Raw genomic sequence first — 24016 nt, 5'->3', positions numbered from 1 at the left:
AGTCCGCGCAGGTCGCAGGGCATGATCCCGAACCTGTGCATGATCACGAAATGTGAGGGGGCAGGTCACAGTGGTTGATCGCGAAGGTGTGCATGATCACCCCCAAGGGGGACTCGCGCAGGATCACCCCCAAGGGGGGCCCGCGCATGATCACGGCGGAGGGGGGACGGCGGGGGAGTTGCTGACGCTGGCCGTCGACATCGCCCGCGAGGCGGGGGAGATGCTCCTCGCCAAGCGTCCCCCGCGGCCCGAGGTCCTCGCGACCAAGTCGAGCCCGACCGACATCGTGACCGCCCTGGACAAGGCCGCCGAGGAGTTGATCCGCAGCCGCATCGCCCAGGCGCGCCCCGGCGACGCCGTACTCGGCGAGGAAGGCGGCGACACGCCGGGTGAGGGCGCCGTCCGCTGGGTCGTCGACCCCATCGACGGCACCGTCAACTTCCTGTACGGCCTGCCGGACTGGGCCGTCAGCATCGGCGTCGAGGTGGACGGCGAGATCGTCGCCGGAGTGGTGAACAACGTGCCCCGCGGCCAGTTGTTCACGGCCGAGAAGGGTGAGGGGGCGTGGCTGGACGGCGAGCGCCTGAGCTGCAACACCGGCGTCCCCCTCGACCGGGCGCTCGTGGCCACCGGTTTCGGCTACGGAGCCGACCGGAGGCGGGTCCAGGCCGAGGTGCTGGCCCAGGTCATGCCGAGAATCCGGGACATCCGGAGGTCGGGCTCCTGCGCCGTCGACATGTGTTCCGTCGCCGCCGGCCGGGTCGACGCGTACTTCGAGCGCGGCACCAACTACTGGGACCACGCGGCGGGCGGGTTGATCGCGGCCGAGGCCGGCGCCAGGGTCGGCGGCCTGCGCGGTTGGCCGGTCCATCCTGACCTGATCATGTCCGCGGCGCCCGAACTGTTCGAGGAGTTGCGCGATCTGCTGATCCCGCTGGACCCCGACCACGACTGAGCGCCGTCCCGAGAACGGCGAAGGGGGCCCACCGCACCGGTGGGCCCCCTTGAGTTTTGATGCCGTCTTATCGCTGGATCGGGATGCCGTGATCGTCGGCCAGGCGGCGGAGGTCTTCGATCTCGGCGGTGAGCGCGTCGGCGAGGAAAGCGTCTCCACTCGACCTGGCCTCCTCGAGACCCTTGTAGGCCTGGTCGAGCCTGGTTTCGATCGTGCTGGTGAACTCGCCCATCTCACCTTCTTTCTTGGAGCGAAACATGCCGCGCGCGGACCCCGCAGCGGATCCTGGGGAGGGTACGCCTTCCCCGGCACACGACAATTTGGGGTGTAGCCCCCCATTACCCACCGCCGGGCTTGTCCCAAACCACCCAAATCATGTGCTCTGCATCACGTGATCGCGGGGAACCGCTTACCGCAGGCTTACGCCGGGTGTTGGGAGAATGAGGGCGTCATTCCAGCTGAGGAGGACCCAGATGCGCGTTCTTGTGGTGGAGGACGAGCGTGTGCTCGCGGACGCCATCGCGACCGGGCTGCGCCGGGAGGCGATGGCCGTGGACGTGGCGTACGACGGTGCCGCCGCGCTGGAGAAGACGGGCTACATCGACTACGACGTGATCGTGCTCGACCGCGACCTGCCGAAGGTCCACGGTGATCAGGTGGCGCGCGAGCTCGTCACCCAGCGGTCGGGTTCGCGGATCATCATGCTGACGGCCGCCGGCGACGTGGACGACAAGGTCGAGGGCCTGGAACTGGGCGCCGACGACTATCTCGCCAAGCCGTTCGCCTTCTTGGAGCTGGTCGCGCGCGTACGGGCGCTGGGCCGCAGGTCGGCGCCGCCCCTGCCTCCCGTGCTCGAGCGGGCGGGGATCCGCCTCGACCCGGGCAAGCGGCTCGTCGCGCGAGGCGACAGGGAGATCGCGCTGACCAAGAAGGAATTCGCGGTCCTCGAGGAGCTGATGCGCGCCGAGGGCGCCGTCGTCAGCCAGGAGGATCTTCTCGACAAGGCGTGGGACGAGCACATCGACCCGTTCACCAATGTCGTACGGGTGACCATGATGACGTTGCGCAAGAAGCTCGGTGAACCCCAGGTCATCGAGACCGTCCCCGGGGTGGGATACCGGCTGTGAGCCGATCACGGGGGACTCGAGGTGAGACGGTGAGCGGACCGGACGAGCCCGGCGCTCTCCCGGAGTCGGTCGAGTCCGGCGCCCGCCCGGGGCAGGGGGCGGAGAACCCGGCCGCAGGGGCGCCGCACACGGCCGAGCCGGGCGAGGAGCCGCCCGCCGGGCCGGGCCGGCGATCGGGGGGCCAGTTCCGCGGTCAGGTCCCGCCGCCGCCCAGCGGACCTCCCGTCTGGGACGGGCCACCGCCGCTCGTGGCCCATCCTGTGAAGGTGAGCCTTCTCGACCAGGCCAAGGCCCTGTCGGACCGGATGAGCATCCGATGGCGGCTGACGCTCACCTACAGCGCCCTGTTCTTCGCGGCGGGGGCCCTGCTCCTGCTCGTGATGTACCTGCTGGTGCGCCCGGTGCTGTCCAACGCCCTGGGCGTACGACTCACCGTCCCCGGCGACACGCCCCAGTGGCTCATCGACTACTGGGAGCAGGAGATCAGCTACAGGAACGCCTCCGTCAGCGACGCGGTGCTCGGCGCGCTGATCACCCGCGGGCTCCTGGCGCTCCTGGGAGTCGGCATCATCGCGGTGATCCTCGGATACATCGTGGCGGACCGGGCCCTGCGGCCGATCAAGCAGATGACGGCGACGGCTCGGAAGTTGTCCGAGACCTCGCTCGCCCACGAGCGCATCGACCTGACCGGCCCCGACGACGAGCTCAAGGAGCTCGCCGACACCTTCGACGCCATGCTGATCAGGCTCAACGCGGCCTTCGACGCCCAGCGCAGGTTCGTCGACAACGCCTCGCACGAGCTGAGGACGCCTCTCGCCATCAACCGGACGGTCCTGGAGGTCGCGCTCGCCGACCCCGAGGCGTCCGAAGACCTCAAGGTGCTCGGCCGTACGCTCCTGGGGACCACCGCGCGCAACGAGCGTCTGATCGAGGGACTGCTGCTGCTCGCCCGGAGCGATCGGGAGTTGTCCGTTCGCAAACCGGTGGACATTCAGGAGGTCGCCAGGACGGCGATCGAGCAACTCGCCACCTTCGCGGAAGAGGAAGAGATCGCCGTCGAATACGACCTTCATCCCGCGCTCACGACAGGTGATCCGGTTCTTCTCGAACGCTGCCTTTCGAACCTGATCGAGAACGGCATCAAGCACAATGCCGGACCTTCCGGAAAAGTCTGGGTCCGGACGGGAATTGTCGGTGGGGGTGCCGTTGTTCAGATCGCGAACACGGGACCACACGTTCCCGCGTACGAGGTGGACAGCCTGTTCGAGCCGTTCAGGAGACTGAACGCCGACAGGATCCAGTCGGCCAAAGGCGCGGGACTGGGCCTGTCCATCGTGCGCGGGATCGTCCGCGCGCATGGCGGATCGGTGAACGCCGTCCCCCGTGACGGTGGAGGCCTCGTGATGACGGTGCGTCTGTCGGGGGCGGGGGTGACCACCGGTGGGACGCAGTCGGCGCGCTGATGGAGCGCCAGCGCCGCACATGTGGTTGGATGTGCCGTCGAAACGCGGTGGGTCATACCGTCGATACTGTGGTTTTCGCCATATTTGGCTAACCAGGGCCTAGTACGGGATGCCCCTCTCGTGTTGGGAGGTTGAGTGTTCGTCCATGCGGGTACCGATTGCAAATCTCCCGGCGGCGACGGGCACAATTTCCGCCTCCCGAGCGTTGAAGACGCGCGACGTAGGCGCAGACAGATAGATGAGGGGGATGGAGTACGCAAATGGCAACCGACTACGACAGCCCGCGCAAGACTGATGACGACCTGAATGAGGACAGCCTTCAGGAGCTTCAGGCGCGGCGCAGCGACAAGTCGTCGGGCAGCATCGACATCGACGAGACGGATCTCGCCGAGTCGCTTGAGCTGCCGGGGGCTGACCTCTCCAACGAGGAGCTGTCTCTTAGGGTGATTCCGCGGCAGGCGGACGAGTTCACGTGCTCTCGTTGCTTCCTGGTGCATCACCGCAGCCAGCTGGCCTCCGAGAAGAACGGTCAGCAGGTCTGCCGAGAGTGCGCGGCCTAGGAGTCTCTTGAGGAGGGTCCGTTGACTCCCGAAACGGATCGATCGAACGAAGAGGTCGCCGACCTGGTCGGCAAGCTCGTGGCCCCTGACGAGGCGGACGGGGCCGAGCGGCGACGGCTGCTCGGCCGCCTCAGTAAGGCGCTCGCGACGTCGGCGAAGAACGCCCGTGTGTCAGGCTCGGGGCGTGGGCGATGGCTGGCCGACATGTTCGTCAGCATCGCCCAGCGGCTGCCGATCCGCGACTACGAGACCCTGCAGGAACACCATTACGGCCTGACGGGAGAGCAACTGGCCGACGACCTCGTCCGCACGGCGGCGAAGGCGACGACGGCCATCGGCGCGGTGGGGGGAGCCCTCGCCGCCGCCGAGTTCGCGGCCCCGCCCCTGCTGCTGTCCGCTCCGGCGCAGCTCGTGGCCGAGACGCTGGTCGTGGCCGCGATCGAGGTCAAGCTCCTCGCCGAACTGCACGAGGTGTACGGCGTGCCCGTCCAGGGCAACGGCTCCCAGCGGGCGGCCGCCTACACCATGGCCTGGTCGAAGCAGCGTGGAGTGAACCCCCTCACGCCCGGCTCGGCCACCTTCGCCCTGGGGGCGGCGGCGAAGACGGCCCTGCGCAACCGCCTCATGCGGACGCTCGGCAGGCATCTCACCACCCTCGGCCCGTTCCTCACCGGCGCGATCGCCGGAGGCGCGCTCAACAGGGCGGCCACCAAGAGGCTCGCGGAAGCCGTACGAGCCGATCTGCGCCGGCAACGGGCCCTGCCTCCCGCCTGATTTCCGGTCCGTCCCCCATCTGATCCGCGGCAGGACCGGGAAAGCCCGGTAGCGAAGTGTGGCGGATTGGTCTAAACCTCTTGGGCGACGGCTGTGAGCTGCGTGAGATCATCCTCACACCGTCCCTGATGAATTGTGCACGTTCTTGCGGGTATGGGCGATCGCAGCGGCCTTTCATATGGTGAGGCACAGCCGACCCTGGAGGGGCTTCATGCATGGCACCAGCGCGTTTCTGATCGTCGCGAACCGGCTTCCCGTGGACCGCGTAGGCGAGAAGGAATGGCGGCGCAGCCCCGGCGGACTCGTCACCGCGATCGCGCCCGTGATGCAGCGGCGCGACGGCGCCTGGCTCGGCTGGACCGGAGCCGCGGGGGAGGAGCTGAAGCCGTTCGACGACGACGGCATGCATCTGATCCCGGTGCCGCTGTCCGCCATGGAGGTCGAGCTCTACTACGAGGGCTTCTCCAACGCGACCCTGTGGCCGCTTTACCACGACGTGGTCGCGACCCCGGTCTACTCGCGGGTGCTGTGGGACGCCTACCGGGCGGTCAACGAACGGTTCGCCCGCGCCGCCGCCGACGCCGCCGCGCCCGGCGCCGTCGTGTGGGTGCAGGACTACCAGCTCCAGCTCGTGCCCGCCATGTTGCGCCGGCTGCGTCCCGACCTGAAGATCGGCTTCTTCCTGCACATCCCGTTCCCGCCCGCCGAGCTGTTCTGGCAGCTTCCCTGGCGGAGCGAGATCCTCGAGGGCCTGCTGGGCGCCGACCTCGTCGGATTCCAGCGTCCCGGCGGCGCCTCCAACTTCATCCGGCTCTGCCGCCGCCTCCTCGGCCTGCAGTACCACCGCAACGAGATCTACGTCGACGGCCGGACCGTCAGGGCCGAGGCGTTCCCGATCTCCGTGGACTTCGGCGAGCTCGACCAGATGGTCCGCGAGCCGCGTATCCAGGCCCGCGCCAAGGAGATCAGGGCCGAGCTCGGCGATCCCGAGCACGTGCTGCTCGGCGTGGACCGGCTCGACTACACCAAGGGCATCGGCCAGCGGCTCAAGGCGTTCGGCGAGCTGCTCGGCGACGGCACGGTCAAGCCGGGCGAGGCGGCGTTCGTCCAGGTGGCCACGCCCACGCGGGAGCGGGTCGCCGAGTACATCCGGCTGCGCAACGACATCGAGCTGAAGGTGGGGCGGATCAACGGCGAGCACGGCATGCTGGGCAGCCAGCCCATCACCTATCTCCACCAGTCGTACAGCAAGGCCGAACTCGCGGCGCTCTACTGCGCGGCCGACGTCATGGTGGTCACCCCGTTGCGCGACGGCATGAACCTCGTGGCCAAGGAGTACGTCGCGTGCCGGCACGATCTGCGGGGCGCCCTGGTGCTGAGCGAGTTCGCCGGGGCGGCCGACGAACTGCGGCAGGCGTTCCTCGTCAATCCGTACGACATCGAGGGCATGAAACGGGCCATGCTCTCGGCGATGCGGGCGACCCCGCACGAGCTGGGCCGCAGGATGCGTTCACTGAGGCGCAGGGTCGCGACGCACAACGTCGACAAGTGGGCCAGCGACTTCCTCACCGCCCTCGAGGCGCACTAGAGGTCCTTCGCCGCGTCCTTCCACGACCGCCATTTCCGGGCGGCGGCGCGGGTCGCCACGATGCGGGCGACCTCCATGCCGAGACCCATCACGACGGCATAGGCGATGGCCTCGCCGAGGCTGATCTCGGGGGAGTCGACGTTGGCCGGAGGCTTCTTGCCCGTCGACTTCTCCCAGGCGTACGAGAGCACCTTGCGTGAGGCGAAGCCCACGGCGAGCCCCACGAGACCGCCCACGATCCGCCACTGCATGTCGGGCTTGTCCGCGTCAGCCCGCGTAATGTCCGCCATGGTTCCTCCTCGGTGATGACCATAGTGTCTACCCATCCCAACCCCCGCCACGCCATTCGGCGTGATCATGCACGGATTCGTAGATCTGCACGCCGACCTGCCCCCCTCTTGGGGGTGATCATGCACACATTCGCGGATGTGGGCTCTGACCTGCCCCACCGCCGGGCGTGATCATGCACACATTCGCGCGCAGGCTCCTGGCCTGGAGTGAAGCCGCGCGTGATCATGCACGGATTCGCCGGCATGCTCCCTGGGCTGGTCCGGGACCTGTCGTGATCTGGCATGTCGTTGTCGTTGCCAGATCACCGATGCCGTTCGCGCAGGTCGGCGGGCACGTCACCGAATCTGTGCATGATCACGAAGTGGAAACGAGCAGGTCGGGGCGTGTTTCGCGAATCTGTGCATGATCACCCCAAGTGAGGGGGTGGTCGGGGCGGGAGTGCACGAAGGTGTGCATGATCACACCCAGGTTTCCAACCCAGGCCCGTGTGTTCCCAACCCAGGTCCCGGCCCAGGGGGTGCGGTCCCAGCCCAGGCCCGTGTGTTCCCAACCCAGATCCCAGCCCAGGGGGTCGGTCCCAACCAGGTCTCGACCCAGAGGGGTGTCCCAGGGGGTGTGTTCATTCGGAAATGCGGAGCGTGAGCGGAAACACGTGCGCGCCGGGGCGGAGAACATGCCAGGCTTGACGCGTGATCTCGCCTAAGGAGCGTGAAGACGCGGCCGTTCCCCGCGTTCTCGTCACGCTGGCCGCATGGAGCTGGCGCATGCTGCTGCTCGGCGCGATGATCTATGTGTTCGCGCTGATCATCGGGCGGCTGAGCTTCGTCGTCCTGCCGGTGGCCATCGCCTTCCTCCTGACCGCACTTCTGCTCCCGATGACCAGGCGGCTGCGCGGCTTCGGCCTGCGGCCCATCTACGCGACGTGGATCACCATGCTGTTCGGCCTGGCGATCATCGTCGGGGTCGGCTTCATGATCGGCCTGCGGGCCAACGAGGAGTTCCCGCGGCTGGTCGAGCAGATCCAGCTCACCGCCCGCAGCGTGCAGGACTGGTTGCTCCATGGGCCGCTCCAGCTCAAGGAGGCCCAGCTGGCCGACATGGTCGACCAGCTGACGCAGCAGATCAACGACCAGCGCAGCCAGATCACCGACACGCTGCTCACGGGTGCCACCGCGATCGTCGAGGTGCTCACCTCCATCGTCCTGATGTTGTTCGTGACGTTCTTCCTGCTCAAGGATGGCGACCGCATCTGGGCCTGGTTCCTGCGAGCGTTCGGCTCCACCTCGCCGCGCGTCGACCGCGCCGGTCGCGCCGCCTGGGTCACGATCTCCCACTACGTCCACGGCACCGTGGCCGTCGCGGCGATCCACGGAATCGTCATCGGCGTCGTCCTCGCCGGCATGCAGGTCCCGCTCTGGGCGCCGCTGGCGGTGGTGGTGTTCCTGGCCAGCTTCATCCCGATCGTCGGGATCTTCTTCGCGGGCACCATCGCGACCCTCGTGACGTTCGGATCGCAGGGCTGGGTGTACGCGCTGATCTTCGTGGGAGTCCTCGTCGTCGAGCAGCAACTGGAGAACCACGTCCTCCAGCCGCTCATCGTCGGCCGCGCCCTGGCGTTCCACCCTCTCGCGATCATCCTGGTCCTCGCCATCGGCGGTGTGCTGGGCGGAATCGCCGGAGCGGCCGTGGCGGTGCCCGTGACCGCGGTGATCTACCGCGCGCTGCCCGAGCTGAGACGGCGGTCCGAGGCCCCGCCCCCCGCGGACGACCCTCCACAGGCCACGCCGGACGTCCCCCCGCAGGCTTCGGAGCCCTCCCCGGAACGCTCGAGACCGTCGATCCCCGAACCCACCGCCACGGATGAGGATCAACCGTCGTCTAGCGCGGGAGGGGCGGTGTCTCCGCAGCACAACGGGTAGGGTCTTGCGTCATGAGCGTTGAAGTCCTGATCCATCGCCTGGACGCCGGGCTTCCGTTGCCGTCGTACGCCCACCCGGGCGACGCAGGCGCCGACCTCCGCGCGACCGTGGACGTCGAGCTGCTGCCCGGAGAGCGGGCCGTGGTGGGGACCGGGATCGCCATCGCGCTTCCCGACGGCTACGCCGCGTTCGTCCACCCCCGCTCCGGGCTGGCCGCCAAGTACGGCGTCACGCTCGTGAACGCGCCGGGGACGGTCGACGCGGGGTACCGCGGCGAGATCAAGGTGACCTTGATCAACACCGACGCCAAAGAGGCGGTACGGCTCAAGCGCGGCGACCGGATCGCGCAACTGGTCGTCCAGCGGGTGGAGAAGGCCGCTTTTCATGAGGTGGAGCGCCTGCCCGGATCGGCGCGCGGCGCCGACGGGTTCGGATCCACCGGTAGCTGAGAGCCGACAGATCGCGGCACTGCAGACAGAGGAGTGTGAAGGACGTGTTCCGACGCAGGCGAGGCGCGGAGGTGGAGGCGGCACCGGCCGTCTCGGAGGACCGGCCCGCTCCCGCGCGGACATCGGGCCCGTGGGACGCCCAGGAGGGCTACCCGGAGGCCGAGCGGGTCGACCTCGGAGGTCTCCACCTCCCGATCGGCCCGGGTTTCGAGGTGCAGCTCAGCCTGGCGGGGGACCAGATCGACGGTGCGCTCGTCCTGGTGAGCGAGAGCGCCCTCCAGGTGCACGCGTTCGCGGCTCCCAAGCGCAGCGGCATCTGGGACGAGGTCCGCGCTGAGTTGTCCCGTGAAGTCGTGAACGTGGGGGGCACGGTCCAGGAGCACGAGGGCCCGTTCGGCGTCGAACTGGCGGCCATGGTCCCCACGCAGGGCCAGGAGCCGCAGCCCGTCCGCTACATCGGGATCGACGGCCCCCGCTGGTTCCTCAGGGCGGTCATCAGCGGGCGCGCGGCCGTCGACCCGGCCGTGGCGGAGACCCTGGAGAACGTCGTCAGGGACATCGTGGTGGTCCGGGGCGACGAGCCCATGGCGCCCAAGGACCCGATCCAGCTCAGGCTGCCGGCTGAGGCCAGGCAGGCGATGGAGGAACAGGCCGCGCAACAGCCGAAGTTCCCGTTCGAGCGCGGCCCGGAGATCACCGAGACCCGCTGACCATCCTGTCCGTGATGCGGAGATCCTCCATTCTTGTCCTTTAGGCTTCGGATGTGCTCAAGTAGTCTGCGATGAGAGCGTCCCCTACGCTTGAAGGCATGATGACGGGTCCTCTTAACTGCGAGCTGGGAAGCTGGTGAGCGACCGATGAGCACGCCGGAGCCTGCCAAACGTGGCGGACTGCGGGGCTTCTTTCAGCGGCTGGCCACCAGCCAGGCCGACCTCGAGGCGGCCGAGCTGCAGGAGGATCTGGGACGGCAGGGGGCCACTCCCATCGCCGCGTGTGGCGAACGGCGCCGCTTCTGTGTGGCGGGTACGCTACGTACCGTGACGTTGCGGCCGCGCGGGGGTGCGCCCGCTCTGGAGGCCGAGCTGTACGACGGGTCGGACGTGATCGACCTGGTCTGGCTGGGCCGCCGGAAGATCGTCGGGATCGAGCCCGGCCGCGTCGTACGGGCCGAGGGCCTGGTGAGTTTCCAGGACGGCCGCAAGGTCATGTTCAATCCTCGTTACGAGCTGCGCCCCGCGGGTGGCCCTTGATCATTCAGGAGACGGTATGAGCACAGCGGACACGACGGCCGCGCCGGAGGCGCACGCAACCGTTGAGTCGGCCGTCCGTGCCCAGCTGTCGAAGGCGCTGGGCGGCAAGCGGGGAATCGTCGAGGCGGCGGTTCCCACCGTCGTCTTCACCGGGATGTGGATCACGACGGAAGAGCTGAAGCTCTCGCTGATCGTCAGCATCGCCGCCGCGGTGGCCCTCCTGCTCGTACGGCTGGTCCAGCGGAGCACGCCGCAGTTCGTGCTCAACAGCCTCATCGGCATCGGAATCGGCGCATTCTTCGCGTCCAGGACCGGTGAGGCCAAGGACGTCTTCCTGCCGGGCATCTACTACAACGGCATCTACGCCGCGGGCATGCTCCTGTCGATCATCCTGCGCTGGCCGATCGTCGGCTTCCTCGTCGGATCGGTGACCGGCGACCCGACCGCCTGGCACAAGGATCCCGGCCTGGTGCGCCTGTGCACCCGGCTGACGTGGCTGCTGATGTTGCCCTGTCTGCTGCGCGTCGTGGTGCAGCTTCCGCTCTACTGGGCGGACCTGGTGGCCCCCCTCGGCGTCGCCAAGCTCGCGCTCGGCTGGCCCCTGCAGGTGGCCGGGCTCGCCGCGATGCTCTGGCTGCTCGCCAGGGGCCGTACCCCCATACAGCCCGGCCCGGCTCAGCCGGCGGCCTGACGCGGCCGCCGCGTCACGCGGCGGCCACGTCCAGCGATCATCCGCTCAGTGCGAGGACAGCAGCTGGGCGAGCTCGTGCTCGACCTCCTGGTTGGCAACGAAGAGCAGCTCGTCGCCCGCCTCCAGCGGATCGTCGACGGAGGGGACGAGCACCCTGCCCTCGCGGAGGATGGCGACCAGGGCGGCGTCCTCCGGCCACGGCACCGAACCCGCCCGCTGCCCGACCACCGGCGCGTCGTCGGCGAGGGTGAGCTCGACGAGGTTCGCCTGGCCCTGGCGGAAGGTCATCAGCCGGACCAGGTCTCCGACGCTGACGGCCTCCTCGACCAGCGCCGACAGCAGACGCGGGGTCGAGACGGCGACGTCCACCCCCCACGACTCGTTGAACAGCCACTCGTTCTTCGGGTGGTTGATGCGCGCGACCACGCGCGGCACGCCGTACTCGGTCTTGGCGAGCAGCGAGACGACGAGGTTGACCTTGTCGTCGCCGGAGGCCGCGATCACCACCTGGCAGCCGTTCAGCCCGGCCTCGTCGAGCGAGGAGATCTCGCAGGCGTCGGCGAGGAGCCACTCGGCCCGCGGGACGCTGTCGATCTTGATGGCTCGGGGGTCGATATCGATGAGCAGGACGTCGTGGCCGTTCTCCAGCAGCTCGGCCGCGATGGAGCGGCCCACGGCCCCCGCGCCCGCGATGGTGACGCGCATCAGTGCTCCTCGTCCGACGGCGCGCTGGACAACACCTTGTTGATCCGCTCCATCTCGTTCTCGGCCGCCATCAGGTGGAGGATGTCGCCCTCCTGGATCATGGTGTCCTCCTTCGGCACCAGCGCCTCGCCCATGCGGTTGACGAAGGCCACGCGGGCACCCGCGACGCCCTCGACGGCCATGGCGCGGGAGCCGATCCATCCGGGGTGGAAGGGGACCTCCGCCAGGATCACGGTGCCCGTGGGGTCGCGCCAGAGAGGTTCCGCGCCCTCGGGCAGGACCCTGCGCAGGATCTGGTCGGCCGTCCACCGGACGGTGGCGACGGTCGGGATGCCGAGCCGCTGGTACACCTCGGCGCGGCGGGAATCGTAGATGCGGGCGACGACGTTCTCCACTCCGAACATCTCCCGCGCCACCCGCGCGGAGATGATGTTGGAGTTGTCGCCGCTGCTGACGGCGACGAAGGCGGCGGCCGACTCGATGCCCGCCTCCCCGAGCACGTCGCGGTCGAAGCCCATGCCGGTCACCCGCCGGCCGCGGAAGCCCGCACGGAGCCTGCGGAAGGCCTGCGGGTCGCGGTCGATGATGGCGACCGAATGGCCGTTGTCCTCGAGAATGTGGGCGAGGGTCGATCCGACCCGCCCGCATCCCATGATCACGATATGCATACTCTCCCGCCGTGGGTTTGTGGCGGACTCCTGTTGCAGACAGTATGTCGCGCTCTCGTCCCAACCATGTGCGCCGGGCGGGCTGTCGCGTACTAGGCTCAACAGACGTGTCAAAGGTGACGGATCTTGTCAAACGGCTCCTCGTGGGGCGCGCTCTTCGAAGCACGCAGCTCCACGATCAGCTGCTGCCCAAACGCGTGGCCCTGCCGGTCTTCGCGAGTGACGCGCTGTCCTCCGTGGCCTACGCGCCGCAGGAGATCCTGGTCATCCTGTCACTGGCCGGCGCCACCTTCTACAGCTACAGCCCGTGGGTGGCGGCCGCCGTCGTCATCGTCATGCTGGTCGTGGTCGCGTCCTACCGGCAGAACGTGCACGCCTATCCCAGCGGCGGCGGCGACTACGAGGTGGCGACGACGAACCTCGGGGCGAACGCCGGGCTGACGGTGGCGAGTGCCCTGCTCGTCGACTACGTGCTCACGGTCGCCGTCTCCGTGGCCAACGGCGCCGACTACGTGGGGGCCACGATTCCCTTCGTGGCCGAGCACCGGCCACTCGTGGCGATCGGGATCGTGGTCCTCCTGACCGTCATCAACCTGCGGGGCCTGCGCGAGTCCGGGGTCGCGTTCGCGGTCCCCACGTACGCCTTCATGATCGCGGTCATCGGCATGGTCCTGTGGGGCATGTTCCGGCTGCTCGTCCTGGGGGACGAGTTGCGGGCGCCGACGGCCGGCTACGAGATCGTGTCCGAACAGGCGGACCTGGCCGGGTTCGCCCTCGCCTTCCTCGTCCTCCGGGCGTTCTCGTCCGGATGCGCCGCCCTGACGGGCGTCGAGGCGATCAGCAACGGCGTGCCCGCCTTCCGCAAGCCCAAGAGCCGCAACGCGGCGACGACGCTGCTGCTGATGGGCGGCATCGCCGTCACGATGTTCAGCGGGATCATCTTCCTGGGGCTGAAGTCCGGGGTGAAGGTCACCGAGCCCGCCAACGTCGCCAGGGACATCCTGATCGACGGCCACCCGGCCGGCGCCGACTACTACCAGCAGCCGATCATCGCGCAGGTCGCGTCGGCGGTCTTCGGCGACGGCTCGGCCCTGTTCGTGGTGATCTCGGCGGTGACCGCGCTCATCCTCTTCCTCGCCGCCAACACGGCCTTCAACGGCTTCCCCGTGCTGGGCTCGATCCTCGCCCAGGACCGGTACCTGCCGCGCCAGCTCCACACCCGCGGCGACCGCCTCGCCTTCAGCAACGGAATCGTCCTGCTGGCCGCCGGTGCGGGCCTGCTGATCTGGGCCTTCAACGCCGACGTGAGTAAGCTGCTCAACCTCTACATCGTCGGCGTCTTCGTCTCGTTCACGCTCAGCCAGCTCGGCATGGTCCGGCACTGGACCCGTCACCTGAAGACCGAGACCGACCCCAGGGCCCGGTTCCGCATGCTGAGGGCCCGCGTCATCAACGGCTTCGGCGGCGTCATGACCGGCGTCGTGCTGGTCGTCGTCCTGCTCACCAAGTTCACCCACGGCGCGTACATCGTCTGCATCGCGATGCCCGTCCTCTTCCTGATGATGAAGGGCATCCGCCACCACTACGACCGCGTCGCCGAGGAACTGGCCGCGCCCGAGGAGGGCCAGACCGACGAGTCGATGCTCCCGGCGCGCAACCACGCCGTCGTGCTCGTCTCCAAGGTCCACAAGCCGACGCTGCGCGCCCTGGCGTACGCGAAGGCGACCCGGCCCTCGACGCTGGAGGCCGTAACGGTCAGCGTGGACGCCGACGAGGCGGCCAGGCTGCAGGAGGAATGGGACCGCCGGGGCATCCCCGTGCCCTTGAAGATCCTCGACTCGCCCTACCGCGAGATCACCGGGCCGGTGCTCGAATACGTGAAGTCGCTGCGCCGCCGCTCGCCGCGCGACGTGGTGAGCGTCTACATCCCGGAGTACGTCGTCGGCCACTGGTGGGAGCACCTGCTCCACAACCAGAGCGCGCTGCGGCTCAAGGGCCGGCTGCTGTTCAAGCCCGGCGTCATGGTGACCAGCGTGCCGTGGCAGCTTGCCTCCTCCGACCGTCTCAAGAGCCGGCCGGTCGGTCTCGCGCCCGGCGCGGCCCGCCGTTCCTATTCGACGCCCGCGCCCAAGGACGACCAGGTCAAGGCATGATTGACCCCATGACAACGAAGGAGGGGCGCGGTGCCCGTTGAACTGACCGTGGATCGAGTCGCGAACGGCGGCTGGTGCGTGGCCAGGCACGAGGGTCGCGTGGTGTTCGTCCGGCATGCCCTGCCGGGGGAGCGGGTACTGGCGGAGATCACCGAGGAGACCGCCCGGTTCCTGAGGGCCGACGCCGTCGAGATCCTCGAGGCGTCCCCCGACCGGGTGACGCCACCCTGCCCCTTCAGCGGGCCCGGCCGGTGCGGCGGGTGCGACTGGCAGCATGCCTCCCTCGACGCGCAGCGGCGGCTGAAGGCCGAGGTCGTCGCCGAACAGCTCCAGCGGCTGGCCGGACTCGAGTGGAAGGGCGAGGTCGAGGAGGTGCCGGGCGCGCCCGGCGGCCTCGGCTGGCGCACGCGCGTGCAGTTCGCCGTCGACGACGACGGCACCGCGGGGCTCCGCCGGCATCGGTCGCACGTCATCGAGCACATCGACCGCTGCCTGATCGCCCATCCGGCCGTCGAGGAGATCGGAGCCGAGACTCTCGACTGGCGCGGAGGCGCCGCGGTCGAGGTGGTCGCGGCCGCGAGCGGCGACCGGGCGGTGATCGTGGAACCCCTGCCCCACCGGCGCGTGGCCGTACCGGACGTGGACGCGTCGGTCCTGCTCGACGAGGGCAGGCGCGGCACCCGCGCGCTCAGAGGGCAGGCGTCGCTGGTCGAGCGGGTACGCGACCGGGACTTCCGGGTGACCGCGAGCGGGTTCTGGCAGGTCCACCCCGGGGCGGCGGAGACGCTGCTCGACGCGGTGCTCGAATTCGGGCAGCCCAAGGAGGGGGAGTGGGCCCTCGACCTCTACTGCGGAGCCGGTCTGTTCGCGGCGGGACTGGCCCGGGCCGTCGGCCCCGAGGGAGCGGTGCTGGGCATCGAGTCGGAGCCGCAGGCCGTCCAGGACGCCCGGTGGAACCTGCGTGACCTCCCCCAGGCCACGTTCGAGCGCGGCAGGGTGGAGGAGGCCCTCGACAGGCTGGACGTCGAGGTGGCCGATCTCGTCGTCGCCGACCCGCCAAGAGCCGGGCTCGGCCGTCCGGTCGTGGACCGCGTCGCCTCGCTGCGCGCGCCGCGGATCGTCTACGTCTCCTGCGACCCCGCCACGCTGGCGCGCGACATCTCCTGGTTCGCCGGGCACGGCTACCGCATGGCCGGGCTGAGGGCGTTCGACCAGTACCCGATGACCCACCATGTGGAGTGCGTGGCACTGCTGGTCAAGGAGTAGATCAAGGTGCTGACCCGGGACGGAGTCATTCCGGCCCGGGTGTACGTCTCACGAAGTTGGCCGGTTTCCGCGCACGGCGAGCGCACGAGTGTCGAGTATGCGGATCCAGTGGGGCGAAACAGTAAGGTTTATACCTTTTGCGTGGATTTTGGCTTAAATGCTCTTATTCTCCCTGGCGGCAGTCTCCTGGGCGAGTTCCTTCGCGCGAGACGTCACCTCACGACCGTTGATCAGGTGGGGCTGACGCGTGCGGGCGACCGTCGCCGGACGCCCGGGTTGCGCCGCGAGGAGATCGCGAGGTTGGCCGGCCTGAGCACCGACTACTATGCGCGGCTGGAGCAGGGGCGGGACAACCACCCTTCGGCTCAGGTGCTCGCCTCTCTGGCGCAGGCCTTCCGGCTCAGTCCCGACGCGACTGAGCACCTGTACACGCTCGCCCAGCCGCGAGTGGGCGATCACGCAGCCGAGGCCCTTGCCGATCAGCTCGATGTGCGCGTCCTGCGGTTCATCGAGAGATGGGATGACACGTCGGCGTTAGTGGTGAACCGCCGCCTGGACATACTGGCTAAGAACCGGGTGGCCACCGCGCTCTTCAGCGGCTTCGAGCACACCGGCAACCTGATCAGGTTGACCTTCCTCAGCCCGTCGGCACGCGGGTGTGGTGGCGTTCAGGTGACGGTCGGGGCGCTGAGCAGGCGCAGGACGTCGTCCGCGGGGCGGGCGCCCCGGACCGACAACCACGCGAGCCCGGTCCGCGTCCGGAACGCCAGGAGCCTTTCCGCCTCGGAGACGGTGAGGTCGTCCGGGCTCACCAGAACGGGGGTGAGCCCCATCCGCTGCCAGCCCGCCCGACCGGTGACCCCGAGCGCCTCCTCGAGCTGGGCGTGCGCCGCCCTGGCGGCGACGGAGAGCCTGCGCAGGTTGTCGCGGGAGCCGGGCACGAACCTCATGAGCAGGTTGACGGTGTCGACCTCCGCTCCCGCCTCGCCGGTGGCGCGCAACATCTCGGCGTGAGCGGGCAGCAGGCCGTCCTCGGTCACGGGAAGGGTGAAGGTGACGCCGAGCGGGCGTCCAGCGTCCTGCGCCTCGTGCTGCAGGACCCCGATGACCAGGGCCCGGCGCTCGACGGTCGCGGGGTCGCCCGGATCGTCGAGCTCGAAGTCGATCGCGACGGGCTCGAAGTCGTCGATCATGCGCTGGTAGGCCGCGGTCAGACGGGTCTGGTTCGTGCAGGCGGCGGAGAGCTCAGGTCCGTACGGCCCGCCGAACGCCAGCCCGGCGTCCCCGCCCTGCTCGCGCAGCCGGCCGATGCGATCGGCGACCTGGTCGTCCTTCTCGGCCGTGCCGTCCCAGGTGGGGGTGCATCCGTCGATTCCCGCGGTGAGATGGCCGACCGTGTACCAGACGATCCCGGTGCGCCGGGCGTTGGCCGCCAGGTCGAACCGCGGGCTCCGGGTGGCGTCGACGAATCCCATGTAGCCCGAGGGGCGGCTGGTGTGCGTCCGATCCGGCGGAAGCCCGCCGGGCGGCTGCGCCGGAGGTCTCCCCGGATCGACCGCCAGGGGCGACTGCGCCGCCGCGGGCGATCTCGTCGGCCCGTCGGCCGTGCCCCAGTCGCCGCGCATCTGCGCGGGAAGCAGCCAGAGGGCGACCCCGGTGGTCGTGACCAGTGCGACCGCGGCCAGCATCACCAGGAAACGAGGCGGGTTCCCCGCCTCGCGGCCATGTCGTGCCGAATCCACCGTTCGCCACCCTCAGTCGTCTTGTGACTACGTTGCGCACAGGAGGCTTGCACTTTAGCAATCGCCCTCCGAGGGGGAAGGGATAATGGCCCGATGAAATTGAGGATCTTCACTGAGCCCCAGCAGGGCGCGACCTACGACGATCTGCTCGTGGTGGCCAGGGCGGCCGAGCGACTGGGTTTCGACGCGTTCTTCCGGTCCGACCATTACCAGCTGATCGGTTCGGGCGACCCGGGAGTCGGGTCGACGGACGCATGGGTGACGCTGGCGGGGCTCGCGCGGGAGACCTCGCGCATCCGGCTGGGCACGCTGGTGACGCCGACCACGTTCCGGTTCCCCGGCCCGCTCGCGATCAGCGTCGCGGGGGTCGACCAGATGAGCGGCGGGCGGGTCGAGCTCGGCCTCGGCGCCGGCTGGTACGACGACGAGCACCACGCGTACGGCATCCCGTTCCCGCCGGTGGGGGAGCGGTTCGATCGGCTCGAGGAGCAACTGGAGATCATCACCGGTCTCTGGGGCGCCACCAAGTCCTTCTCGTACGAGGGCGCCCACTACAGCGTGGCGGACTCCCCGGCGTTGCCGAAGCCGGTGCAGAGCCCGCGGCCTCCGCTCATCCTGGGTGGTGCCGGCGCGCGGCGGACGCCCAACCTGGTCGCCCGCTTCGCCGACGAGTACAACGTGCCCTTCCGCACCGTGGAGCAGACCGGCGCCGCCTACGACCGGGTGCGGGCGGCGTGCGAGGCGGCCGGCCGCGAGACCGTCCTGCTGTCGGCCGCCCAGGTCGTCTGCGTGGGCAGGGACGAGGCCGAACTCGCCAGGCGGGCCGAGGCCATCGGCCAGGACGTGGCGGAGCTGCGCGGCAACGGGCTGGCCGGGACTCCGGAGGAGGTCGTGGAGGGGATCGGCCGGTTCGGCGCGCTCGGCGCGGAGCGGGTCTACCTCCAGGTGCTCGACCTGGCCGACCTCGACCACCTGGAGCTGATCGCGGCCGAGGTCATGCCGCACGTCTGAACCGGCGAAAGGCGCGAGGCAAACCAGTCGCGGACGAAAGGGGCATCCGGCACACTTTGCCGGGTGCTCCTCACCATCTCGACGACCATGTCGCCTGCCACGGACCTGGGTTTCCTGCTGCACAAACATCCGGACCGCGTGCAGGAGTTCGGTCAGTCGTTCGGCACGGCCCGCGTCCTGTATCCCGAGGCGAGCGAGCACCGGTGCACGGCAGCGCTCCTGCTGGAGGTCGACCCGGTCCGGCTCGTCCGATCCCGGGGGAAGTCGTCACCCGACTTCTCGCTCGGGCAGTACGTCAACGACCGTCCGTACGCCGCGTCGTCGCTGCTCGCAGTCGCCCTGGCCGACGTGTTCCGTACGGCGAGGACCGGGCGCTGTACCGCCCGGCAGGAGCTCGCAGACGGGCCGATCCCGCTGGAACTCGGGCTGCCCGCGCTGCCGTGCAGGGGCGGCGCGGATCTCGCGCGCCGGCTGTTCGAACCCCTCGGCTGGCAGGTGGAGGCGACCGCCGTCCCGCTCGACGACGACTTCCCTGAATGGGGCGACTCGCGCTATGTCCGGCTGACGCTGCGCGGCGAGGTGCGGCTGGCCGACGCGCTCAACCACCTGTACGTGCTGCTCCCTGTGCTGGACGACGCCAAGCACTACTGGATCGCGGGCGACGAGGTGGACAAGCTGATCCGGGCGGGCGGCGGCTGGCTCGGCGCGCATCCGGAGCGGGTGCTGATCACGCGCCGGTACCTCGGCCGCCGCTGGGCGCTGGCCCGGACGGCCTTCGCCCGCCTGGCCGAGATCGGCGACGACGTCGAGGAGTCGCTGGAGCCGCCCGCCGAGGAGGAGATCGCCGACGCGCAGCACGACAGCGACACCACCACCGGCACCGACGCCGCCCCTGACGCAGATGGCGCCGATGGCGCCGGTGAGGCCGCCGAGGAGTCTCAGGCGGCCGGGCCCCGGACGCCGCTGAACACCGTGCGCCGTGACACGGTGGTGTCGGTGCTGGAGGAGATCGGCGCCCGTTCCGTCGTCGACCTCGGCTGCGGATCGGGCCAACTGGTGTCGGCGCTGCTGAGCCGCCCGTCGTTCACGAGGGTCACCGGGGTGGACGTGTCGGCGCGGGCGCTCGCCATGGCGGCGCGGAAGCTCAGGCTGGACCGCATGCCGGACGCCAAGCGGGCCCGGGTGGAGCTGTTCCAGGGGTCGCTGACGTACACGGACGCCCGGTTCGCGGGACATGACGCGGCGGTGCTGATGGAGGTCGTCGAGCACGTCGACCCGCCGAGGCTCCCCGCTCTCGAGCGGGTGGTCTTCGGCGTGGCCAGGCCGCGCCATGTCGTCGTGACCACGCCGAACGTGGAGCACAACGTCAAATACGAGGGCCTGGCGGATCCGGAGGGGGGCCCCTCACGGATGCGTCATCCGGACCACAGGTTCGAGTGGACCCGGGCCGAGTTCGCCGCGTGGGCGGCCGGGGTCTGCGACGCGTACGGCTACGAGGCGGCCTTCAGGCCGGTGGGGGAGGACGACCCCGAGGTGGGCCCGCCGACCCAGATGGCCGTGTTCCGTCTCCCCGCCCAGCCTCCCACGCCGTGATCATGCACGGATTCGGCTGCGGCGTACACATGCACAACGGGTTACGGAAGAGGTGGTCGTGATGGAGATCAGTGTTCCGCGGATGGCGCTGGTGCTGCTCGTCGGGATCTCGGGCAGCGGGAAGTCGACCTTCGCCGCCAGGCACTTCGCGCCCACCCAGGTCATCTCCTCGGACTACTGCCGCGGCCTGGTCTCCGACGACGAGAACGACCAGTCGGCGACGCCCGACGCGTTCGACGTCCTCCACTACATCGTGGGCACGCGGCTGAGGCGCGGCCTGCTGACGGTCGTCGACGCCACCAACGTCCAGTGGGAGGCGCGCAAGCAGCTGATCGAGCTGGCCAAGAGCCATGACGTGCTGGTCGACGCGATCGTGCTCGACGTCCCCGAGGAGGTGGCGATCGCCCGCAACGCCGCCAGGCCCGACCGGGCCTTCGGCGCGCACGTGATCACCCGGCAGAGGAAGGACCTGCGCCGTTCGCTCGGCAAGATCAGCAGGGACGGCTTCCGCCGGGTTCACGTGCTGCGCGGCGAGGAGATCGACGACGCCGTGATCACCTACGAGCGGGCATGGTCGGACCGGACCGAGCTCACCGGCCCCTTCGACATCATCGGCGACGTTCACGGCTGCCGTTCCGAGCTGGAGACCCTGCTGCGGACCCTCGGCTGGACGGTGACGCCCACGGGCGCCGTCCACCCAGAAGGCCGCACGGCCGTGTTCGTCGGCGACCTGGTCGACCGCGGCCCCGACACCCCGGGCGTGCTGCGCCTGGTCATGGGCATGGTCGAGGCGGGCACGGCGCTGTGCGTGTCCGGCAACCACGAGCAGAAGCTCGTCCGCGCGCTCAACGGGCGCAAGGTCCGCGTCGCCCACGGCCTGGAGGAGTCGCTCACCCAGCTCGCCGGGGAACCCGAGGAGTTCAGGGACGCCGCGAAGGCGTTCATGGACGGCCTCGTCAGCCACTACCGGCTCGACGGCGGCGCCCTCGTCGTCGCGCACGCCGGCCTCAAGGAGGCCTACCACGGGCGTGCGTCCGGCCGGGTGCGCGCCTTCGCGCTCTACGGCGACACGACGGGCGAGACCGACGAGTACGGCCTGCCGGTCAGGTACCCGTGGGCCGACGAGTACCGGGGGCGCGCGATGGTCGTCTACGGCCACACGCCGACCACGGAGCCCGAGTGGGTCAACAACACGATCTGCCTGGACACGGGGGCCGTGTTCGGCGGAAGCCTGACCGCGCTCCGCTACCCGGAACGGCGGATCGTCTCGGTCCCGGCGGAGAAGGTCTGGTACGAGCCGGTCAGGCCGCTCACCTCCCAGTACTCCCGTGACCCCGGCGTCCTCGACATCGGCGACGTGACGGGCACCCGGTACGTGGAGACCAGGTACGGCGGACGGGTCAAGATCGCACAGGAGAACTCGGCGGCCGCGCTGGAGATCATGAGCCGGTTCTCCGTGGACCCCCGCTGGCTCGTGTACCTTCCGCCGACCATGGCGCCGCCGGAGACCTCGGCGCTCGACGGGTTCCTCGAGCATCCGGACCAGGCGTTCGAGGAGTACTCAAGGGCGGGCGTGTCCCGGGTCGTGTGCGAGGAGAAGCACATGGGCTCGCGGGCGATAGCCGTACTGGCCAGGACCCCCGAGGCTGCGGCCAAGCGGTTCGGCGTCACGGACGGGACGACCGGCAGCGTCTACACGCGCACCGGGCGGCCGTTCTTCGACTCCCTCACCGGGGAACTCGTCGACCGGCTCCGGGACGCGGTGAGCCCGCTCTGGGACGAGCTGGAAACCGACTGGGTCGTGCTCGACTGCGAGCTGCTGCCCTGGTCGGCGAAGGCCGAAGGACTGATCCGCGACCAGTACGCCTCCGTCGGCGCCGCGGCGCGGACCGCCCTGCCCGAGGCGCTCGCCGTGCTCGAGACGGCGGCCGGGCGCGGCCTGGATGTAGGCGGCCTGGTCGACCGCACCCGACGCCGTCTGGACAACGCTGCCCTGTTTCGCGACGCGTATGCCCGATACTGCTGGCCGGTTTCCGGCCTCGACGGCGTACGGCTCGCGCCGTTCCAGATCCTCGCCTGCGAGGGCCGCGCGACGGCCGTGCTCGAACCGCACTCGTGGCACCTGGACGTGCTCGGGCGGCTGGAATCGGGCATCCTCGCGCCGACCAGGCACGTGTACGTGTCACTCGACTCGGAGGAGGAGCGGGCGGCTGCGGTCGACTGGTGGTCGGCGCTGACCGGCTCAGGCGGAGAGGGCATGGTGGTCAAGCCCGTCGAGCACACGCCCGGCCGGGTGCAGCCGGGGATCAAGGTGCGCGGGCGGGAGTACCTGCGGATCATCTACGGCCCGGACTACACGGAGTCGCTCGGTGAGCTGCGCGGGCGGTTCCTCGGCAGGAAGCGGTCGCTGGCGTCGCGCGAGCATGCGCTCGGCCTGGAGGCGCTCACCCGCCTCGCGGAGGGCGAACCTCTGTGGCGCGTGCACGAGATGGTGTTCGCCGTGCTCGCGCTGGAATCCGAGCCCGTCGACCCTCGTCTGTGAGGTGAACGTGGGGCCTCGCCGCTGAGGCGGCGATGCGGCGAGGCCTACGATCTGGTCATGCCTCCGACCAAGGCCGAGCTCGAGGCGGCCAGGGACGCGACGATCCCGGACGTGATCGGGCCCGGGCTCGACGTGCTGTTCTGCGGGATCAACCCGGGCCTGTACTCCGCCGCGACCGGCTTCCACTTCGCCCGCCCCGGCAACCGCTTCTGGCCCGCGTTGCACCTGTCGGGCCTGGTCCCGCGCCTGCTGGCGCCACACGAGCAGGGGCTGCTCCCGTCGTACGGCCTGGGCATCACCAACCTGGCGCCCCGGGCGACCGCGCGGGCGGAGGAGCTCACGCCAGGGGAGATCCGGGAGGGCGGCGCACGGCTCGCGGATCTCGTGCGGAGCAGCGGTCCCCGGGTCCTGGCCGTCTGCGGCGTCTCCGCCTACCGCGTCGCCTTCGGCCGTCCCAAGGCGGCGATCGGCCCGCAGGACGACGTCATCGGCGGCGCGGCCGTGTGGGTCCTGCCCAACCCGAGCGGCCTCAACGCCCACTGGAGGCTGGAGGCGATCGCCGCGGAGATGGCCCGCCTGCGCCCGGCGCCCGGCGGCGTTCCGGGGGAGACCCGGGTGATCGCCGGGGTTCAGGAGGAGACCCTGGTGATCGACGGCGGGGGCAACGGGGCGACCTCCCGCTCATAGTGGTCGAGCAGATCCTCTGCCGCGCCGTACAGTTCGGCCAGGATGCCCACGCACTCCTCGATCATGGGGGTGTCGGTGATGCGCCGCCCTCCGGTGTGGGCGCCCGTCCGGTCGTAGAGCACCTCGTACATGAGGTCGGGCCCCAGGATCACGAGTTCGGGAAGCGGGGCGGCGCGTTCCAGCCACCGCACCGCGGAGGCGGGCAGCACGCGGGCCCGCTCGCCCGCGTGGGTCCGCGCCGCGAGCAGCTCCAGCTCCCACTGCATGTACGGCGTGAGCGGCGTCTCCACGATCCGCAGCCGCCGGAGCTCGATCCGCGAGGGCAGATCGCGGGCGAAGCGCATCTCCCCGATCAAGGTCAGGGCGCGGTGCCAGTCGCCGTCCATCATGGCGACCCAGCTGGGCACGTCGGGTTCGTGGAAGTGCTGGGCGCGTTCGAGCTTCCAGACGACCCCCTCGACGTCCTGGAAGCACTCGTAGAACTCCGTGAGGTAGTCGGTGACGCGCAGGGTCACTCCCGCGGCCTGCCTGACGTGTTCGATCGCCTCTCCGGGCATGGGGCCTCCTCCGGCGTACAGCCGA

The 24016-nt window shown here is 69.9% G+C and carries 23 protein-coding genes and 1 pseudogene; 18 read left to right on the top strand and 6 right to left on the bottom strand.

The window, feature by feature from the left end:
• The first annotated feature begins 178 nt into the window (after positions 1–178).
• A complete protein-coding gene (locus tag Pka01_RS14375) occupies positions 179–955 on the top strand; it encodes an inositol monophosphatase family protein (RefSeq protein WP_275414467.1) in 777 nt (258 codons plus the stop codon).
• Between the two features lie 67 nt (positions 956–1022).
• Here Pka01_RS14375 and Pka01_RS14370 read toward each other — a convergent pair whose 3' ends face one another.
• On the bottom strand, positions 1023–1187 hold the full coding sequence (locus Pka01_RS14370) for a hypothetical protein (RefSeq protein WP_203883221.1): 165 nt from the start codon (positions 1185–1187) through the stop codon (positions 1023–1025).
• Between the two features lie 241 nt (positions 1188–1428).
• Between Pka01_RS14370 and Pka01_RS14365 the strand changes: the two genes are divergently transcribed.
• The 5 genes from Pka01_RS14365 to Pka01_RS14345 all read left to right on the top strand — a co-directional run bounded on the left by Pka01_RS14365 (position 1429) and on the right by Pka01_RS14345 (position 6467).
• Positions 1429–2082 (top strand): response regulator transcription factor, encoded by a 654-nt coding sequence (locus Pka01_RS14365; RefSeq protein ID WP_203883220.1) that lies wholly within the window; start codon positions 1429–1431, stop codon positions 2080–2082.
• Between the two features lie 29 nt (positions 2083–2111).
• Complete coding sequence (locus Pka01_RS14360; protein ID WP_239114969.1) at positions 2112–3545, top strand: sensor histidine kinase; 1434 nt, start codon at positions 2112–2114, stop codon at positions 3543–3545.
• A 260-nt stretch (positions 3546–3805) separates the two neighbouring features.
• Positions 3806–4105, top strand: a complete 300-nt coding sequence (locus tag Pka01_RS14355; protein ID WP_030505490.1) for a DUF4193 domain-containing protein — start codon at positions 3806–3808, stop codon at positions 4103–4105.
• Positions 4106–4126: 21 nt separating this feature from the next.
• Positions 4127–4879 (top strand): hypothetical protein, encoded by a 753-nt coding sequence (locus Pka01_RS14350; protein WP_239114968.1) that lies wholly within the window; start codon positions 4127–4129, stop codon positions 4877–4879.
• A 211-nt stretch (positions 4880–5090) separates the two neighbouring features.
• Complete coding sequence (locus tag Pka01_RS14345; RefSeq protein ID WP_203883219.1) at positions 5091–6467, top strand: alpha,alpha-trehalose-phosphate synthase (UDP-forming); 1377 nt, start codon at positions 5091–5093, stop codon at positions 6465–6467.
• Here the strand turns inward: Pka01_RS14345 and Pka01_RS14340 are convergent.
• Positions 6464–6757 carry a DUF4235 domain-containing protein gene (locus Pka01_RS14340; RefSeq protein WP_203883218.1) on the bottom strand — a complete coding sequence of 98 codons (294 nt, stop codon included), beginning with the start codon at positions 6755–6757 and terminating at the stop codon, positions 6464–6466. The genes Pka01_RS14345 and Pka01_RS14340 overlap by 4 nt on opposite strands.
• Before the next feature lie 690 nt (positions 6758–7447).
• On the opposite strand from Pka01_RS14340, the gene Pka01_RS14335 reads away from it, so the two are divergent.
• The 5 genes from Pka01_RS14335 to Pka01_RS14315 all read left to right on the top strand — a co-directional run bounded on the left by Pka01_RS14335 (position 7448) and on the right by Pka01_RS14315 (position 11067).
• Positions 7448–8677 carry an AI-2E family transporter gene (locus tag Pka01_RS14335; protein WP_203883217.1) on the top strand — a complete coding sequence of 410 codons (1230 nt, stop codon included), beginning with the start codon at positions 7448–7450 and terminating at the stop codon, positions 8675–8677.
• A gap of 11 nt (positions 8678–8688) precedes the next feature.
• Positions 8689–9126 (top strand): dUTP diphosphatase, encoded by a 438-nt coding sequence (gene dut / locus Pka01_RS14330; protein WP_203883216.1) that lies wholly within the window; start codon positions 8689–8691, stop codon positions 9124–9126.
• Positions 9127–9170: 44 nt separating this feature from the next.
• Positions 9171–9836, top strand: coding sequence for a DUF3710 domain-containing protein (locus Pka01_RS14325; RefSeq protein WP_203883215.1), 666 nt, complete (start codon positions 9171–9173; stop codon positions 9834–9836).
• Positions 9837–9983: 147 nt separating this feature from the next.
• Positions 9984–10376: an OB-fold nucleic acid binding domain-containing protein gene (locus Pka01_RS14320; RefSeq protein ID WP_203883214.1), complete on the top strand. Its 393-nt coding sequence runs from the start codon at positions 9984–9986 to the stop codon at positions 10374–10376.
• Between the two features lie 16 nt (positions 10377–10392).
• Positions 10393–11067 (top strand): DUF3159 domain-containing protein, encoded by a 675-nt coding sequence (locus Pka01_RS14315; RefSeq protein WP_203883213.1) that lies wholly within the window; start codon positions 10393–10395, stop codon positions 11065–11067.
• Positions 11068–11112: 45 nt separating this feature from the next.
• On the opposite strand, the gene Pka01_RS14310 is transcribed toward Pka01_RS14315, so the two are convergent.
• Positions 11113–11772, bottom strand: a complete 660-nt coding sequence (locus Pka01_RS14310) for a potassium channel family protein (RefSeq protein ID WP_203883212.1) — start codon at positions 11770–11772, stop codon at positions 11113–11115.
• A complete protein-coding gene (locus Pka01_RS14305) occupies positions 11772–12440 on the bottom strand; it encodes a potassium channel family protein (protein WP_203883211.1) in 669 nt (222 codons plus the stop codon). Before Pka01_RS14305 ends, Pka01_RS14310 begins: the two co-directional genes overlap by 1 nt.
• 107 nt (positions 12441–12547) lie before the next feature.
• On the opposite strand from Pka01_RS14305, the gene Pka01_RS14300 reads away from it, so the two are divergent.
• From Pka01_RS14300 to Pka01_RS41595, 3 genes and pseudogenes are all read left to right on the top strand, one after another.
• Positions 12548–14593 carry an APC family permease gene (locus Pka01_RS14300; protein ID WP_203883210.1) on the top strand — a complete coding sequence of 682 codons (2046 nt, stop codon included), beginning with the start codon at positions 12548–12550 and terminating at the stop codon, positions 14591–14593.
• 30 nt (positions 14594–14623) lie between these two features.
• Complete coding sequence (locus Pka01_RS14295; protein ID WP_203883209.1) at positions 14624–15859, top strand: class I SAM-dependent RNA methyltransferase; 1236 nt, start codon at positions 14624–14626, stop codon at positions 15857–15859.
• Between the two features lie 6 nt (positions 15860–15865).
• Positions 15866–16504, top strand: a pseudogene (locus Pka01_RS41595) (helix-turn-helix domain-containing protein); the annotation flags it as partial.
• Between the two features lie 23 nt (positions 16505–16527).
• Here Pka01_RS41595 and Pka01_RS40755 read toward each other — a convergent pair.
• Positions 16528–17601, bottom strand: coding sequence for a glycoside hydrolase family 18 protein (locus Pka01_RS40755; RefSeq protein ID WP_239114967.1), 1074 nt, complete (start codon positions 17599–17601; stop codon positions 16528–16530).
• 93 nt (positions 17602–17694) lie between these two features.
• On the opposite strand from Pka01_RS40755, the gene Pka01_RS14285 reads away from it, so the two are divergent.
• The 4 genes from Pka01_RS14285 to mug all read left to right on the top strand — a co-directional run bounded on the left by Pka01_RS14285 (position 17695) and on the right by mug (position 23434).
• Positions 17695–18612: an LLM class F420-dependent oxidoreductase gene (locus Pka01_RS14285; RefSeq protein ID WP_203883207.1), complete on the top strand. Its 918-nt coding sequence runs from the start codon at positions 17695–17697 to the stop codon at positions 18610–18612.
• A 63-nt stretch (positions 18613–18675) separates the two neighbouring features.
• Entirely contained in the window at positions 18676–20205 is a 1530-nt protein-coding gene (locus Pka01_RS14280) for a 3' terminal RNA ribose 2'-O-methyltransferase Hen1 (protein ID WP_203883206.1), read from the top strand.
• 61 nt (positions 20206–20266) lie between these two features.
• On the top strand, positions 20267–22747 hold the full coding sequence (locus Pka01_RS14275; protein WP_203883205.1) for a polynucleotide kinase-phosphatase: 2481 nt from the start codon (positions 20267–20269) through the stop codon (positions 22745–22747).
• Between the two features lie 57 nt (positions 22748–22804).
• Positions 22805–23434: a G/U mismatch-specific DNA glycosylase gene (gene mug, locus Pka01_RS14270; protein ID WP_203883204.1), complete on the top strand. Its 630-nt coding sequence runs from the start codon at positions 22805–22807 to the stop codon at positions 23432–23434.
• Here mug and Pka01_RS14265 read toward each other — a convergent pair.
• Positions 23377–23991, bottom strand: coding sequence for a DUF6879 family protein (locus tag Pka01_RS14265; protein WP_203883203.1), 615 nt, complete (start codon positions 23989–23991; stop codon positions 23377–23379). The two genes, mug and Pka01_RS14265, sit on opposite strands and share 58 nt — an antisense overlap.
• Positions 23992–24016: the final 25 nt, after the last annotated feature.

Source organism: Planotetraspora kaengkrachanensis (assembly GCF_016862895.1).
Lineage (GTDB): Bacteria > Actinomycetota > Actinomycetes > Streptosporangiales > Streptosporangiaceae > Planotetraspora > Planotetraspora kaengkrachanensis.
This window is presented reverse-complemented; position numbering and strand designations above follow the sequence as displayed.